11 protein-coding genes are annotated in these 16,090 nt (G+C 52.7%); 9 read left to right on the top strand and 2 right to left on the bottom strand.

Annotated features, from left to right (window positions below; all coding sequences use genetic code 11):
* Nucleotides 1–10 precede the first annotated feature (10 nt).
* From B7989_RS10670 to B7989_RS10680, 3 genes are read left to right on the top strand one after another with little or no spacing between them, the layout of a single operon-like run.
* The gene (locus B7989_RS10670; protein ID WP_144265032.1) at nt 11–2,122 is read left to right on the top strand and encodes a hypothetical protein; all 2,112 of its coding nucleotides are present in this window, start codon (nt 11–13) and stop codon (nt 2,120–2,122) included.
* A 17-nt stretch (nt 2,123–2,139) separates the two neighbouring features.
* Nucleotides 2,140–2,571, top strand: coding sequence for a hypothetical protein (locus B7989_RS10675; RefSeq protein ID WP_233144369.1), 432 nt, complete (start codon nt 2,140–2,142; stop codon nt 2,569–2,571).
* A gap of 14 nt (nt 2,572–2,585) precedes the next feature.
* Nucleotides 2,586–3,875 carry a CCA tRNA nucleotidyltransferase gene (locus tag B7989_RS10680; protein WP_088628477.1) on the top strand — a complete coding sequence of 430 codons (1,290 nt, stop codon included), beginning with the start codon at nt 2,586–2,588 and terminating at the stop codon, nt 3,873–3,875.
* On the opposite strand, the gene B7989_RS10685 is transcribed toward B7989_RS10680, so the two are convergent.
* Nucleotides 3,876–4,979, bottom strand: coding sequence for a glycosyltransferase (locus tag B7989_RS10685; RefSeq protein ID WP_088628478.1), 1,104 nt, complete (start codon nt 4,977–4,979; stop codon nt 3,876–3,878).
* Between the two features lie 114 nt (nt 4,980–5,093).
* On the opposite strand from B7989_RS10685, the gene lpxA reads away from it, so the two are divergent.
* Nucleotides 5,094–5,867 carry an acyl-ACP--UDP-N-acetylglucosamine O-acyltransferase gene (gene lpxA, locus B7989_RS10690; RefSeq protein ID WP_233144370.1) on the top strand — a complete coding sequence of 258 codons (774 nt, stop codon included), beginning with the start codon at nt 5,094–5,096 and terminating at the stop codon, nt 5,865–5,867.
* A gap of 110 nt (nt 5,868–5,977) precedes the next feature.
* On the opposite strand, the gene B7989_RS10695 is transcribed toward lpxA, so the two are convergent.
* Nucleotides 5,978–7,129, bottom strand: coding sequence for a glycoside hydrolase family 5 protein (locus B7989_RS10695; RefSeq protein ID WP_088628480.1), 1,152 nt, complete (start codon nt 7,127–7,129; stop codon nt 5,978–5,980).
* Nucleotides 7,130–7,367: 238 nt separating this feature from the next.
* Between B7989_RS10695 and B7989_RS10700 the strand changes: the two genes are divergently transcribed.
* The 5 genes from B7989_RS10700 to B7989_RS10720 are packed head-to-tail and all read left to right on the top strand — an operon-like array spanning nt 7,368 to nt 16,077.
* Nucleotides 7,368–8,111 carry a carbohydrate binding domain-containing protein gene (locus tag B7989_RS10700; protein WP_073319062.1) on the top strand — a complete coding sequence of 248 codons (744 nt, stop codon included), beginning with the start codon at nt 7,368–7,370 and terminating at the stop codon, nt 8,109–8,111.
* 9 nt (nt 8,112–8,120) lie between these two features.
* Nucleotides 8,121–10,688 carry a hypothetical protein gene (locus B7989_RS10705; RefSeq protein ID WP_233144371.1) on the top strand — a complete coding sequence of 856 codons (2,568 nt, stop codon included), beginning with the start codon at nt 8,121–8,123 and terminating at the stop codon, nt 10,686–10,688.
* Between the two features lie 15 nt (nt 10,689–10,703).
* A complete protein-coding gene (locus B7989_RS10710; protein WP_233144372.1) occupies nt 10,704–12,965 on the top strand; it encodes a hypothetical protein in 2,262 nt (753 codons plus the stop codon).
* Between the two features lie 15 nt (nt 12,966–12,980).
* On the top strand, nt 12,981–15,131 hold the full coding sequence (locus B7989_RS10715) for a hypothetical protein (RefSeq protein ID WP_088628481.1): 2,151 nt from the start codon (nt 12,981–12,983) through the stop codon (nt 15,129–15,131).
* 10 nt (nt 15,132–15,141) lie between these two features.
* Nucleotides 15,142–16,077, top strand: coding sequence for a hypothetical protein (locus B7989_RS10720; RefSeq protein WP_088628482.1), 936 nt, complete (start codon nt 15,142–15,144; stop codon nt 16,075–16,077).
* The last annotated feature ends 13 nt before the right edge of the window (nt 16,078–16,090 follow it).

Here is a 16,090-nt window from a genome sequence, read left to right on the forward strand (position 1 = left end):
AGTTTTTTGTTTGCTGCTTTGGTCAGCTTATGTGGGCGCCTACGATAAATGGGGGGCGTTCTCGGATCCGTTCCCGATACATGATGTGACACCTTTTGCTAACGGTGTTCTTTTGGCGACCGATGGCGGCCTGCGTTTCCGTTCCATTTACGAAAATGTCGTGTATCATTCGGAACATGGCCTAGAAACATCCAGGTTCTATTCTGTTGTTTCTTCGAACAATGCGGTCTATGCGGTTTCGGAATACGGCCTTATAGCTGTGTTTGCCGATGGTAGTATTCCTTGGCGCGTCATCAACCGCTCCTATGTCAAGAACAATGTCCGTGCGGTGCCCCATGGCGCAGTCATGAGCGGCCAAATCATGACAATCGCTTTCGAAGACCGTCTTGCGTTCTTCGATGCCTTGCAAGGCCGTTCTTTGTTGACTATCGAGCGTATTGGCTCAAGGTCCCTCTCCATCACTCCGGTTCGCGAGCTTTTGATTCGCGGCGATTCCTTGTACGCCAAAATGGACAAGGAAACCTATGTCCGCAAAATGGATTGGGCGAACTTGGCTACTGACAAGCGCCTGAGCGATCCGAATTCGTGGTCCCTTATTCCGGCAGGCACTACTGTAGAAGGCTTTGACGAACCAGTTAAGCAGGTGAAGGTGGACTCAGAAGTTTTGACCGATGAGCAACTTTATCATGACGATGGCTCTAGCAAGGTCAAGTGGCAGGTTAAAACGGCAGACGGAACATATCTCGTCGGTTCCGAATATGTCTTCTTTAACAAGATTGGCGAAAAGACAGTAACGGATCTTACCGGATTCAATGGATATACCCCTGGCGAAGTGTACGAAATAAAGGCGACTCCCGAAGGTGGCGTCTTGGCGATGTCTGTCGATGGCAAGTTGAGCTATGGTAGCATCGGTGGCTGGGGCGAGCCTCATTACGCTTATTCGACTTTGGCAAACGGTGCAAATGGTTATTCTGCTAGAATGAAGACTTTGTCTTATTTGCCCGATGGCCACATGTTCTACCATATTTGGGGATTTGTGTATTTGATGTATTCAAAGTGGGGCGCCCATCTTGAATATGATTTCAAAGCCGAAGACAACCATTGCTTTGACAAGTACCTTCCCAATTACGCCATCTCTGTTGCAACCATTGCGGCTCCCGACAATTCGGGCTTCTTGTCTTCAACGGGTAACAATCCCAATTACGGTGTTGTCTACTTTACCAAAGACGGCGAAGTCCATTGTGCAAACGGAATTGGCTCTAACCCGATACCTGGTGTGATGCATTCTAAAATCAACGAGGACGGCAAATGGGTTGTGTATGTCGCTAACAAGAATGGTACGGCCCTTGCAAGCGAAGGCGGCCTCGACGTAATCACGTTCCCCTCGCCGAAAGCCAATGGTGGCGAACTTGTTAATGGCCAAGTCAAATATTATGGCGGCATGAACCCCGCCCCGGTCGACATGGTGTACGACCCCGTGGGTGACAGACTGTGGCTGGTCTCGATGTCGTCGCTTGCCTATCTGGACGAAGAAGCGGATACGCTCATGACGCCGGCTTCGACAAATGGTATGCTCGGTGCTGAATTCACATCGATCGATGTCGATAGTCACGGCAACCTGTGGGTCGGAACAACGAACCAGGGCGTGTATCGTCTGTCGCCCAAGAACGGCTCTCCCGATACGTTGAAGATTTTGCACTTTACCACGAAAGACGGCTTGCTTGACAACAACGTCGCTGACCTCGCCATTGACCCGGTTGTGGGTGCAGTCTGGTTTGCACACGAAAAGGGCGTGAGCTACTACCGTCGTAACGATCTTAAGGATGCCCACAAGAATATGACCGATTCCGCCGAGGTAAAGGTCCATGCTTATCCGGTTCCGTTTAGGCCCAAGACTCAAGCCTTCCTCACAATCGATGGCATTGCCGAAAAGTCTACGGTAAGTATCTATAACCGTGGTGGCGCCTTGATCAAGTATTTCCGCAACGAAGATGTTTTGGGCGGCAAGGTGGAATGGAACGGCCGTGAAGATTCTGGCAAGTTGGTGGTACCGGGTGTCTACTACTATGTCGTAAAGAAGGGCTCCAAGGTCAAGAAGGGCAAGTTTATTATTGCCCATTAATGGGTGCAGAGGTTTTTATGAATCGTATTGCTGTATGGTTGTTTTTGGGCTTTGCCATGCTGCTGGTGAGTTGCGCGGGTGAGCGCCAGGGACTGGTGTGCGAAGAAATGGAATACCGCTTAAACACCATGACCTATTCGCCTGACCAGCGCGCTTATGCCGAAGAAGAATTGCGCGTGTGCCGCGAAGAAGAAGCGCTAAAGAAGGCCGAAGGGGCTGCCACCCGCAAGAGCATTTATGATCGCTTTGCCGCATCGGATACGACAAAGTCCAAGTTGGTTGATTCGACGAAGGCCGGTAACGATGGCGAGGTGTCTGTGACCAAGGCGCTTCATGATTCGTCGGAGGTAAAGACCTCCAGTATTTATGACCGCTACAAGTCTGCCGAAGGGGCTGCTGAAAATCCGGAACCGGACACTTCTGCTGCAGATGCCGGCCGTTTCCAATAAGGCGGTCTTTCTAGATGGCAAAGTTGCAGACACTTGCAGGCGAGTGGTTTGAACCGGATTTGCCCGGACGCTTGCTCAAGATTGCTGGTGATATCCGTGAAGCGGGTGGGCGCGCCTTCTTGGTGGGCGGCTGGGTCCGCGATGCGCTTTTAGGCAAGTCTTGCCGCGACTACGATGTCGAAGTCTACGACATGGCGCAAGACGCCCTTGTTCCAATTCTTTCAAAGTATGGCCGCACCAATTTGGTAGGCAAGGCTTTCGGCGTGATTCACCTCGCCATGAAAGGCCTGTCGCTTGATTTTTCGTTCCCGCGTACCGAAAGCAAAGTGGGCTATGGCCATCGCGGTTTCGTGGTGCATACCGATGAAAAACTGAGCTTCAAGGAGGCCGCCCTCCGTCGCGACTTTACCATCAATGCCATGGGCATGGAACTGCCGGAACTCACGCTCTGCGACCCCTATGGCGGTATTGACGACTTGAAATCGCATACCTTGCGTCATGTGGGCCCCGCTTTTGCCGAAGATTCCCTGCGCATTCTGCGCGGGGTGCAGTTCGCTAGCCGTTTCGGTTGCACGCTCGCTCCCTCTACGGTAGAATTATGCCGCACGCTTTCGCTCGATGACTTGAGCGTGGAACGTCTGTTCGAAGAATTCAAGAAGTGGCTTTTAAAACCGGGCAAGCCTTCGCTCGGTCTCAAGGCTTTTTTAGACATCAAGCTCAACGAATATTTTCCTGAGATTCATCCGTTCAAGAATTCCTGGGAAACTCTCGGAACGATTCTCGACAACATGGTTCCCTTGCGCGATACCTTGCCCGAAGCTCAGGCGATGGAATTTGCCTTTGCGGCCTTTTTGAGTGACAGCGCAGAAACCTCGCTCAAGTTCCTGGAACGCATTACGAATGAAACACACTTGCTCAAGATTGTGCCTCCGCTTTTGAAGGCATACCAAGAGCTGGATGCGGCTATTGTAAACGATGCTCCGGCACTTCGCCGCCTCGCGGTAAAACTGGGTGGCTTAAAATTGCTCGGCTTGCTCGTAAAATGTACTCCCTGCGAATTCTATGCGGGCTCTACGGCCGATGGCGAATGCTTTGCCGACAAGCTTTGGAATGCGGCAAGCGAACTGGACTTGATCGAAGAAGCCCCGCAGCCTTACCTTACGGGCAAGATGCTGATGGACTTGGGCGTAAAACCCGGCAAGCAGATGGGCGAAGTCATCAAGGCGAGTTTCGAACTCCAGCTCGATGGCGAAATCAAGAATGCTGACGAAGCCGTGGCTTGGGCGAAATCCCGCCTGTCGTAATTATTTCCAGCGGAACATTCCGGTGATGCCTGCGGGCACGGCAAATACGATCATCGGAACTTGAATGATTTCGGTGGGCAAGAATGCAAGCATCTTGCGCTTGGCATGCAATTTCCAGGAAGCGATCATCAGGAATACGAAATCCACGAGAATTTTCGGAGCGATGCTGAATACGCACCATTGCCACGGACAATCCAAAAAGAGGACGCACCACGGGCTAATGAACATCCAGATGTAGTAGGTGTAAATCAGCGTGAGCATCAGGATGTATGCCTTGCTTTCGTAGTTGGTGCCGTTGCTGCTCCAGCGGGCGCGCTGGTTAAAGAGCTGTTTCCAGGTATGCACCGGAGCGGTTTCAATCACGGCGTCCTTGTCCAGATTGTAGCAGACCTTGGTGCCCGGGATTTTCATCATCTTGTGGATGAGCATGTCGTCATCGCCACTCGAAAGGTTCACCAGGTCGCCAAAACCGCCCACGGCAAAGAACAGGTCTTTTTTGTAGGCGAGGCATGCGGCAGATGCTACAATCGGGTGTCCCCAGCTAAAGCCGGCGGCTTCCATGGCGGTGTAGCCCAGGGTTTCCAGTTTCTGGTACAGGTGCGGCATCGTGCGGCTACCGTTATTCTGCTTAGGGCCTTGCACAATGCAAATGCCGTCGTTAAAGCGGCCCGCCATGGCGGTAATCCAGCTTTTGCGCGGAATGCAGTCGGCATCCATGGTCAAAAGGACTTCGTACTTTGCGATCTTGAAGGCGCTTTCGAGGGCGCGCTTCTTGGGGCTTGCGATAACCGGCAAGTCCTGCGGCAGCGAAAGTACCCTGAATTTCGGGTGGGTGGCCGCAAACTTTTCCAGGATTTCCTTGGTAGAGTCGGTCGAACGGTCATCGACACAAATCACTTCCCATTCGCCGATGTAGTCTTGCTCTGCGAGGGCTTCGAGCGTGCGTTGCGCGAATTCTTCTTCGTTGCGCATGGGTACGACTACGGTAACGCTCGGGGTGGCCTTGGGACCTCTATAACGGTGCGTGCGAATCACTCCTATTATAAAAAACAGGAACAGGATTACGTACAGTGCTGTCAAGCATGCAATGATGATACCACCCATGCGGGAAAATGTAGAAAAAACAGAACTTAGAACTTAGAGCTTAGAGCTTAGTTGAATTAAAAATTTCTAAGTTCTGCCTACTAAGTTCTGCCAATTGTGGCGAAGCCACGAAAAATGCCTATGATCCATCCTTCTGCATTTGTAAGCCCGCAAGCAAAAGTCCATGAATCGGCCGTTATTGGCCCCTGGTGCTTGGTCGATGCCGGCGCCGAAATTGCCGAAGGTGTCATTTTGGAATCCCGCGTACATGTTTACGGCGGGGTCTCGGTCGGAAAAAACACGCATGTGTACGACGGCGCCATTTTGGGTGGCCCTCCGCAAGATTTAAAATACGCGGGCGAGCCGACCCGACTCGAAATTGGCGAAAATTGCACCATTCGCGAATATTGCACGCTCAACCGCGGCACGGTCCAGGGCGGCGGTTGCACGCGCGTCGCAGACCATGTCTTGGTTATGGCCTACTCGCATATCGCCCATGACTGCGATATCCGAACAGGGGTCGTCATCGCAAACAGCTGCCAGTTGGGTGGCCACGTGCGCATCGGCGAATATGCGACCATCGGTGGCGTTACCGCCATCCAGCAACGCAATCAGGTCGGCGCCTACGCTTTCGTGGGGGGCACCCACAAGGTGGACCGCGACGTTCCCCCATGCACCAAGGCATCGGGCAACCCCATCCGCTACGGCGCCCTGAACCTGCATGCCCTGCGCCTGCATCCCGAAGATTTTTCCGAAGAACGCGTTCAGAACTTGCAGCGTGCCTACCGCGAACTTTACCGTAGCGGGCGCCCCGTGGTCGAGGTAATCGAGGAATTGAAAAAAGGCCCGGAACCTTTGTTCCAAGCCTTTTTCGACGAACATTGGGGCGGCACGCTGGTGCGCCCGTAGAATATAAGACCGGACTGGCTAAATTCTACAGAGTCCTTATTCTGGAGCCAGTCCTCTCGCCGACACGACTCATTAAGATGAGTCGCTTTCGGCTCACATAAATTAGCCTCTTACAGTCCGAATGCAGCGGGGAAGCCTTCGTACCAGGTGGCTTCATTTCGGTCGTAGGCTTCGAATCCGCCGACCTTTGTAAAGCCCCAGTAGTGCCAAGAGATGTCAAGGCTTTCGGCAACCTGAATCGACGTTTCTGCCCACTGGGCCTTCATTCTTGCAGACGGGAGAACGCCGTCGGCGTCGCATTCCCTGGAGTTTGCAAAGTCGCCACCGCCCGAGATTCCGAACTCACCCATGTTCATCGGGATGTGTCCGCCATTTACGTCCGGATAAAGTGTTGTAGCCTGCTTGACATAAGCCTGAAGGTCGTACATGGCGCTGTTGGCGTAGGCGGCGTCGCCCTTGCAAGCGTAGCTGTGTCCCTGGTGGCTGTAGCCGAAGGGTTCGTAGTAATGGCCGGAATAAATGATGTTTCCGTCTTGCGGCAAGTGAAGAATGTTCAAGTCGGCGAATTTGGCGGCGTGGTAAGATTCGAACATAATCGTCTTGCCGGGTGCCGTTGCGCGAATTACTTTGTATGCATCGTTCAGGAGCTCGTCCACCAATTGCGGGTTTGCGATGGTGGGTTCGTTCAGGATTTCAAAAACGAGCATTGAGTCCGGAGCGATGGCGTCCAATTCGGCAGCGACCTGTGCCCACAAATGCAAGAAATGTTCCTTTTCGGCGTTGTAGGTTTCCGGATCGGTGCTGAACTTGTTGCCGGCATTGTTCAATTCCACATAGTGGTGGAAGTTCACGACGACGGCGAGGCCCTGCGCCAAGGCGAGCTGGATATCTTCCTTTACGCCGGCGAGACGTTCGGGGTCGACCGTATGGGTGCTATAGTCGGAATTCTGCTGCCAACGAACCGGGAGACGGATGGAGTTGAAGCCCGTCGCCTTGATTACGGCGAAATCGGAATCTTCGATGCAGTTGCCCCAGCTGCAATCCAGGGAGTTGCCCTGAGAATCCCAAGAGTTCCCCAGGTTCATGCCCTTGCCTAGACGCTTGTTCATGGCGCGGCCTTTGGAATAGTCAACGGCGATTACCTGGGTTTCTTCCTCTGGAGTTGGCTCCACGGCTTTGTGGCTACTTTCGCTAGAACAGGCGGAAAATAGGATGCTGCCTGCGAGCGCAAGAGCTAACGAATAGGAGTACGGAAATTTCATAAAAACCTCTATAGTAGGTAATGTCTAGCTTGTAAAAGAAAATTACACTTTTTTTACAGAATGGACAATCTATACAAAAAATAATGTGTTTACTTACGAAAACGCGAAAAATAGCGAAAAATAAGAAATTTGGGGAGAAATTGTCCCAGTTCAACCTTTTTTTTGCAAAAGCGCGTCACTGAACCCCTCAAAAACAAGTTATATTGTACCCGTCCGTATCTGGAGAATTTTAGATATTATGAAAGCAAATCCGCATAAAGCAAGCTGGGTGTGCGCCTTGGGCGTACTCCTTTTAGCGTCTTTCTCTTTTGCTGGTTATGGTTTTAGCGACTATCGCGACCGCGACCAGTCCCGTTTTGTCACTAAACAGGCTAAGCCGTTCCGACCCGACAAAGATGTCGTGTCCGTCGTGATGCGTGAAGCTATTCCGCGTGGAGGTGGTTATACCTACCAGTACCCGCGTGAAAACCCCGAACCGGTACTTACGGACAAGTATGCCATGGAAGGCGCCCTTTCCATGGAAATTGAACTTATCGCAAGCGACTATTCCGGTGTGGCTATTTGTATTGCCGGTTCTGTCGACTTGACCCCGTATTTCGAAGAAGGTGTCCTTGAATTCTGGATTAAGGGTGCCCAGGGTGGCGAAAACGCCTTGTTCGTGTTGGTGGACGATGGCGTGAAGAGCGGTGGCGAATCCCTGCAGGTGAAGCTCCGTTCCAAGAGCCTTGGCGAAATCACTACGGAATGGAAGCACTTCAGCATTCCCCTCAAGTTGTTCGGTACGACTGGTGTGTACTGGGATGCCAAGAATACCCGCGAAGTCATGTTGCCGTTTAGCTGGAGCAACTTCAAGGGATTCCGTCTCGAAGTCCGTAAAGACGAAAACGAGTCCTTCAAGGTCTGGATTGACGATATCGTGATCAAGAAGCACGGTAAGGCTTACGAAGGTCCGATGAACTATCCGTTCCGCAACGAGATTTAAGAGGATTTTATGCGCAAATTACCTACACTATTTACGACTCTGCTTTGCTGCTCGTCTTTGGCCTTGGCCCAGATGGACGACGAAGTGTCTTCTACCGAAGAATTCGAAGATTCTGCTCCGGCCGTAGAAGAAGCCGCACCCGCTGCTGAAGAAAGCTCCGAAGAATCTGTTGCAGAAGCATCCGAATCTGAACCGGCCGCAGACGAATCTGCTGTCGAAGAAGCTCCGGCAGAAGAACCTGTCGAAGAAGCCGCTGCCGAACCTGAACCGGCAGCTGAACCCGAACCGGTGGCCGAAGAACCTGCCGCTCCCGCTCGCGACCTTGCTACTCCGGCCGAAAAGGCTCCCTACCAGCCGCTCGTCGTGAACGCCTCCTCGCATCTTGATCCCAAGACGCAGATGGCTAACGTGGAAGAAGGTCTTGATACCCTTGCCAACAACATGGAATCGACCATTATGGGTAAGGACGATCTTCCGATGGCGGTTTCCGGTTACCTGGCCTTCCGCTTGAAGAACTTCCACTATTCCGATGTTAGCCCGTGGGCCAAGAACGACATGGCCCGTACCTCGGTGGACGCCGTGCTCAACATGAACATTGTGGCCATGCCGAACTCTTACATGACCCTCTGGACGAACATGAGCTTCCCGTTCGACCTTTCCGGTCTCTATGGCAACAACCTTGCCAAGCACCCGACTCAGGTCCCCGGCAACAAGGACGAACATGTTCTGTATGACCACTCTACGGACTTCTACTCCACGACCGTGAACGAAGAAATGAACTTCGGCGTGGACATCCGCGCAGGCGTCTTTGGCGCTTACGTGACCGCCGGCGGTGTTATCTGGGCAAACGCTTCTCCGCTCACCATGTGGGAACGTGAAACCAACCCGCGCTTCGCTTGGCAGTACGAACTGTTCGAAGACGAAAAGACTGTTTCTACCTACTATAAGGAAAAGGTGTTCAAGCCTGTTAAGGAAGGTGGCCGCGCATTCTGGACCAACCGCAGCTTCGGTGGTGTGTTTGCCAACGTCTACCAGCTCCCGTTCAACATGAAGGCCCAGTTCCTCGTGTCCCAGCCGGCCGATGCCGATATCGGTACTCGTGACGGTCTGCGCATGTACGGTGGCCAGCCTGGCGAACTTGAAATGTCCGGTACTTACGATTTCCGCGGTTCCATCTACCACGGCCGTATCGCCAAGGAAAAGATCGCGGACAACCTGACTCTCGGTGTGAACTACATGGGCGTCATCTTTGACGACGACATCATTTACGAAGACGAATTCCGTAACCAGTGGATTAAGTTCTCCGATGTCGGCCCCACGATCCTCAATACGCATGTCGCTTCTATCGACGTCAAGGGTAACGTTACTCCGAAACTCTACTTGATGGCCGATGTGGCCCTCAGCATGACGGACTCTGTCCGCTTCTACCAGACTGCCGATGCCGCTAACTACAGCGAAGCAAACGTCAGTAGTGGTTACCTCCCGGATGCTAACGAATCCAAGATGAATACCCCGCAGGTGGGTGTTTACGTGAAGGCCCAGTCCAAGTATGTCGAAGGCTGGCCCATGACGGTCGAAGCAATCTTCCTCCCGAAGGATTTCTACTCTCCGTATTCTTTGAGCAACCCGTCCCGCTTCAACAGCTGGCGTAAGGACGAAGCCTACCTGAACGGTGGTTCTCTCCGTTACACCCCGAACATGGCCGGCCTTAACTTCAAGTTGGAACCGACCTTCAACCGTGGCTACTTCGACTTGCAGTACGGTTTGCATCGCCAGATCGAAGACGGTCAGGATGTCATTTTCTTCAACTACCGCTTGAACGGTCGTAACATGTGGGAATCCACGAACTCCTGGACCAAGCACAAGCCTCTGTTCGTGGCTGACTCCGGTAACGCCGATGGCGCTGCTTACGTGGCCCGTACCGGTACCATGGTTGGTTCCGACAGGGGTATCAAGCAGTATCGCCAGCAGGGCGGTCTCTATGGTGGAACCTGGGAACTCTGGGAATCCTTCGTTGCCTACGAAAGCACCGAACAGATCGAAAAGGGTGAAGTTCCGTCTCACACCAAGTGGTCTTCTTACCTCTCCTTCATGGGTGGCTACGATATCGGTGGCTGGTTCGGTACCGACCGCACGATCATGATGACGGGCTACGCCGCAATCTCCGGTCTCTCTACGACGATCGCCCCGATTGCTTACAGCGAATCCCAGAAGGACATGCTCATGTGGAGCTTCTATGGTCAGTTTGAACCGTCTGTCGCTGTGACCCCGACCTTCCACATGGTGGGTGTTCTCGGTCTTGAAACCTTCCGCGCCGAAAACGCTTATACGGCCAAGGAAGTATCCCCGAACATTCCCAAGACCTCTAGTCTGATCAACAGCTTTACTTCTCTGTACTACGAAAAGGCCCCGATCAACTACCTCGAAACCGCAATCGGTATCGGCTTTGACTGGGACTTCGCCGATCGCGCTGGTCTGCACGTTCGCTATAAGTGGATGACTCATTCCGACGAAGCGATTTCGGTTAATGACTGGCATTCCCACTACATTTCTGCCGAAGCTAAGGCTTGGTTCTAATAGGGGGTGCAGAACATGAAAAAGATTATGAATATGAAAAAGACTTTTGCCGCCATTCTTGCCGCCTCCATGGCCGCTTCTGCAGCTACGGCTGTAGAAAATCAGGAATTGCTCGAGAGCAAGGTAGATTCCATCAACGCCAAGCGCGGTCTTGAAATCACCGGTGCCATTCGCGCGGTTGCCCAGTCGTCCAGGTTCGAAACCGACAACGACTATTCGGGCCTTAACCACATGCCGAATGTCGAAAAAGACGAATTCGTGACTGCTGACATCAACTTCGGTTTCCGCCCCTGGGAAAACGTGCGTGCAAACGCAATGGTCCGCCTGGGCGCCGGCATGCAGGAATACTTCGCTTCTGCCGCAAAGACCGTCTCGGTCGCATGGCTCAATGTCGAAGGCAATCTGGATGATTCCTTCTACTGGGTCGTCGGTGATTTCCGCCAGCAGTACTCTCCGCTGACGTTGTTCTTGCCGAGCCTCGATATCATGTACGAACCGCAGATCTTTGCCCGCAAGCGTTACATGGCCGAACACGAACAGATGATCGAAGGCAACCAGCGTAACCTGCAGGGTGTCAACCTCCAGTTCCGTAAGGATCTCGGTTCTGCCCTTGGTCAGGTCCGTGCCGAAGGTTTGTTCGCCCGTATCAACCGTACCGCGGTCTTGGACCTCGGCGGTGCCGAAGGCAACATCATGCCTAACGAACAAGTTTGGGGCGCCTCTCAGGCTGCCAACATGGACAAGTTCCTCTTGGCCGGTAATTTCGAACTCCTGCCTGTCGATCGCAATGTCTACGTGGGTGTGACTCCCATGTACATCTTCGATAACGAAGACAGCTATTCCTACACTTACCGTCATCCGAAAAATAACTACACGAACCCGTATGAACGCGAACCGATCAACCCCTACGAACTCAACCCGCAGAAGACTTTGGTCGTGAGCGGTCGCTTGGGTGCCGACGTGGCATCGCTTATCGGGAACAACAACCTGATTCTCGATGTGACTGGCGAATTCGCGATGTCCAACGACAAGGTCTATACGGCCGACTCTTCTTACGCTCTCCAGTATGACGAAATGGGTAACCTGGTCGGTCTCGCCTTGGACGAAGACGAACAGCCTTATGTCGCTCTCGACAGCTTCCATACCGAAGACCTGAGCGGTACGGCTCTCTTGGTCAATGCGAACGTGGGCTACAAGAACGAAACCTTCGGTGCCCGCCTTGGTGTCGACTTCGTGATGAACGACAGCAACTGGTTCAACAACCTCGCTCAGTCTCCGCGATTCTTTGCCCAGCGCATCCAGAACTCCGATAAGGACGGTCAGACGGTCAAGTTCGGCGTGAACTCTCCGCTGTATTCTTCCTTTGACGCTCTCTACAATTTCGACCCGAAGTTCAGCCCGGTGGCAACGACTCTCGGTACCGACGATAACGCATTTGCCGGTTCCGATGTCGAAAGCTACAGCATTGCTAACTACAACAAGAATTCCTGGACGACCAACGTCTTCACGCGTAACCAGCTCGCTCTGATGGAAACGCTCTATGACCCGGCTCTCCAGCTTGCCTTGCCCAACGGCCTTGCTACTCCGAACCGCATGGGTGCCCGTGCTACCTTGACCGGCAATTTCAAGGACTTTGCCGAAGTCCAGGGTATGTTCAGCATGTTCAACCAGGTCAAGGGAAATACGATTGTAAATGACGACCACATGGGTAACGTTATGACGTTCAGCTACAAGGCTGCAAGCTACATGGAATTCGGTGGTGGCGCCAAGGTCGACATCTTCAAGATGATCGGTTTCACGAAGCCGCTTGAAATCTCCGGTTCTTACAAGCATTCCGAACGTTCCTTGGAAACCGATTTCATGGCAGCGGTTGGCGCAGCTGAGCTGAAGTCCGAAGTAAAGTCCGACTTCATCAACGGCGGCCTCTACGTGCAGTACCTGCCGCGCCTCGGCGTGAATCTCGGCGTGCAGATGATCAATACGGAATTCACGAATACGTCTAATGCGATTACGCAGAACGCTCCCTTGCTGAAGGGTACGCAGATGCAGTGGATGGTCGGCCTCGACTACAACATTGCTCCTAGCGCATGGCTCGCCGTGAACTTCGGCATGATCAATGTCGAAAACGAATACAATACCGGCCTCCTTGTCGCTGGCGCCGATGGCGGCTCCCCGAACCTGCCGGATTATTACGATGTAAAGAAGGATGCGACTGGAAAGTTCAAGCATGAATTCTCGCAGATGCTCCTTGAAGCCTCCATTAACGTGGAATTTTAATGGGAGGGTGTAAGTATGATGTTCAATAAGAAAATTTCCGCTTTCGGTCTTACTTCCGCAATCCTCTTCTCTGCCGCGACGGCTTTTGCCGAAGGCGAGAGCGTGGAAGCCCAGCAGACTTCTTTGCTGCAGAAGCTTGACTCTCTGAACGCCGCAGTTTTGGGACTTAAACTCAACGGAAACATCAAGGCTGGTGGCCTTACCTCGATGGCCAAGTCCGACCAGTTCAGCGATGATTCTCCGACTCAGGAAAACCAGGCTTATACAGACGCTAACCTGGTGCTCACGGCACGTCCGAGCTCTGAAACCCAGATCCACTTGGAACTCCGCCTGCACAAGGATTGGCAGAACGCTTTTGACGAAAACAACAATCCGGTGATTGGCCACTGGTTCAGTTACGATGGCTCTATCTTGAACAAGCACCTGGATTTCAACCTGGGTTACATGCGCGTAGGCTTTACTCCCTATACCTTGTACACTCCGCAGCAGAAACTGCTCCAGGAACCCGAAATCTTTGCCCAGAAGCGTGTCGAAGCTTTGGCCATGCGTAACCTCGATACCACGAGCAATCGCCTGATGCAGGGCTTGAACGCCGACTTCCATAGCGGCAATGTCGGCCCCTTCAGCGACATTCATGCTCAGGCAACGGGCGCCCGTATGCGCAACACTGCCAAGAAATATGACCAGGTGTTCTTCGACTTCGATTTCTCTGACCGTTACTTCTATGGTCTGCGTCTCGGTGCCGATGCCTTTGGCGCTCACTTGGGCGTGAACTACACCGACGTGTTCGACCGCGAAAAGAGCCGTCGCTCTCGCGCCATCGACAAGTCCGATACCGTGTACTACGAAGACAACGCAGTGGTTTCTGCTGAAATCGGTTTCGATTCCAAGGAACTGCTCTCGAATCTTCCGGTTTCCTTCGGCTTGAACGGCGAACTTGCCATGAGCTGGTGGAGTGTTGACCGCGACTACGTCAGGGACTACAAGCAACAGGAATACGCTCTTACTGAATACAACAGCAAGACGGACCCGGCTATCACGAACCCGATGGATACGTCCTTCATCTACATCAAGGTTTCCGAAAGCACCAGGCAGGAAGAAGTCCATGAAGAAGAAATTGTCAAGGACGACGGAATGGCCTTCTATGTGGAACCGTTCGTGAACTTGGATGTTGCAGGTATCGAAGGTACTATCAAGGTGATGTACTTGCAGAACGATGAAAAGTTCTGGAGCGAAATGGCTTCTAGCCCGGTGTACCGTGGCGGTACGACAGTGCTGAACGCTAACGCCCTGTTCAAGGATGCCAACTACACTAGCTTGGTTGACGAATTCGGCATGGCCAGCCTTGAAAACATGTACTTGGCCGTGTACAATTCCAATCCGCTCAACGCAACGAACCTCATGACGTCTTATTCCAAGAACGCCTTGACCGACGATGCGGAATCCAACAACATGTACTCTCGCCTGTATAACAACTACAAGAACGCTCACTTCTATCGCAACGGCTACAATGCCGATGTCCTGAAGCGTCTCGAACTTTCCGAACAGAACAAGGCCTTGTTCCTGATGGATCCGGCAAACGACATGTCCCTGCCCATGGGTGTTGCTACTCCCAACCGCAAGGGCCTGAATGTCAATGTCGACCTCAACTGGAACAGTGCTGTTGAACTGAATGCAATCTTCGGCATGATTTCGACGGTTGCTTCCGATGTTGAAGAAGTCAAGTACACGCGCTATGGCGCAGGCCTCGGCGTGGACGTCGGCCGCATTGCCGGTCTCGATCGCAAGATCAAGGTCCAGGGCTCCTACGACCACAGCGAAGAAGACAAGGCCTTCCAGCGTAAGAGCGACCGCATCATGGCCGGCTTGAACGTGGATGTCGTCGGTCCTCTCGCTCTCTTGGCTGGCTACCAGATGTCTACCCGCGAATTCGGCATCGCTTATCCGGTGTCCGGCTCCGCCTTGATCAACAAGGCCGAAGAATCCTTGCTCCTGGCTGGTCCTCGAGTCAAGATCGCTCCGAACTCCTACCTTTCTGTCCAGTACGGCTTGCTGACGGACAAGGTGACGTTCCAGACTATCGACCTTGCTACTGGCGCTCCTGCTAATCAAGAACTTTCTATCGACAAGAACGTTATCATCGCCGACGTGACGGTGAACTTCTAAGAGGTGTGCAATGAAAAATTTTAAGCTTTTATTCTCTGCTGCGGTTGCCTCTGCTCTTATCGGCTGCTCCTCTATGGATGTGGACGACGAAGAGGCCTTGGCTGGAAACTTCCCCGCAGATTTCAGCGATGCTGCTTACATTCAGCTGCACCCTGAATTGGTCCGTGTCCAGATCAAGGATTTTGTGGCCAGCTACAATGCGAAGCTGAGCGATGCCGCCAAGGCAAATGGCACTCAGGCTGTTTTCGATTCTACGAAGGAAGCTGACATTGCCAAGTATGCCGCAAATACGGAAATGCTCCACACTATCATGACCACAACCCAGCTTGCCGGCTTTACCGAAGCTGACTGGGAAAAGGACTGGGCCGGTGGCACGAAGGATTCCATTTTCGCAAGCGAAACGAGAAGGGATACCTTGGCTCTTGCCATTGACGACTCTACCGACGCCGATGCGCCTACTACGACTATTGTCAACTTTGGTGCAAAGAAAGGCGCTGTGACGGGTAAGATCGATTATGCGGAAGACGGCGTGACCATTACGGCTGTTCATGGTTACAAGAAATGCGACAAGACCGCATGTTCCGACACTGTGGATATCGTAATCACCGAAAAGATGTCTTTCAATAAGAAGGGTACCAAGGCTGAAACGGACACCCTGAAGATGGACACCATTCCGGTGCCGACTGAAGGTGCAATCTCTGCTGCACACATGAAGGTTTTGAACCAGTTGAACTTCTATGGTGTTGACGACGACTTGACGATGCTGCAGAGCGTTGCCATCGATACGTTCGCCATTTCTTACCAGTACGTCATGTTCGGTAAGGCTCATGGCTGGGCTTATCGCCCCTGTACCGAGGCTGAAAAGGCAAATCCGGTGAAGACCGAGGTTTATCCGGCAACCAAGCTTTACTGCGACGACAACGGTCAGATCCGTGAAATTAACTAGGGCGAGGTGAAAT

This window comes from Fibrobacter sp. UWB5, from assembly GCF_002210295.1.
Taxonomy (GTDB): Bacteria; Fibrobacterota; Fibrobacteria; order Fibrobacterales; family Fibrobacteraceae; genus Fibrobacter.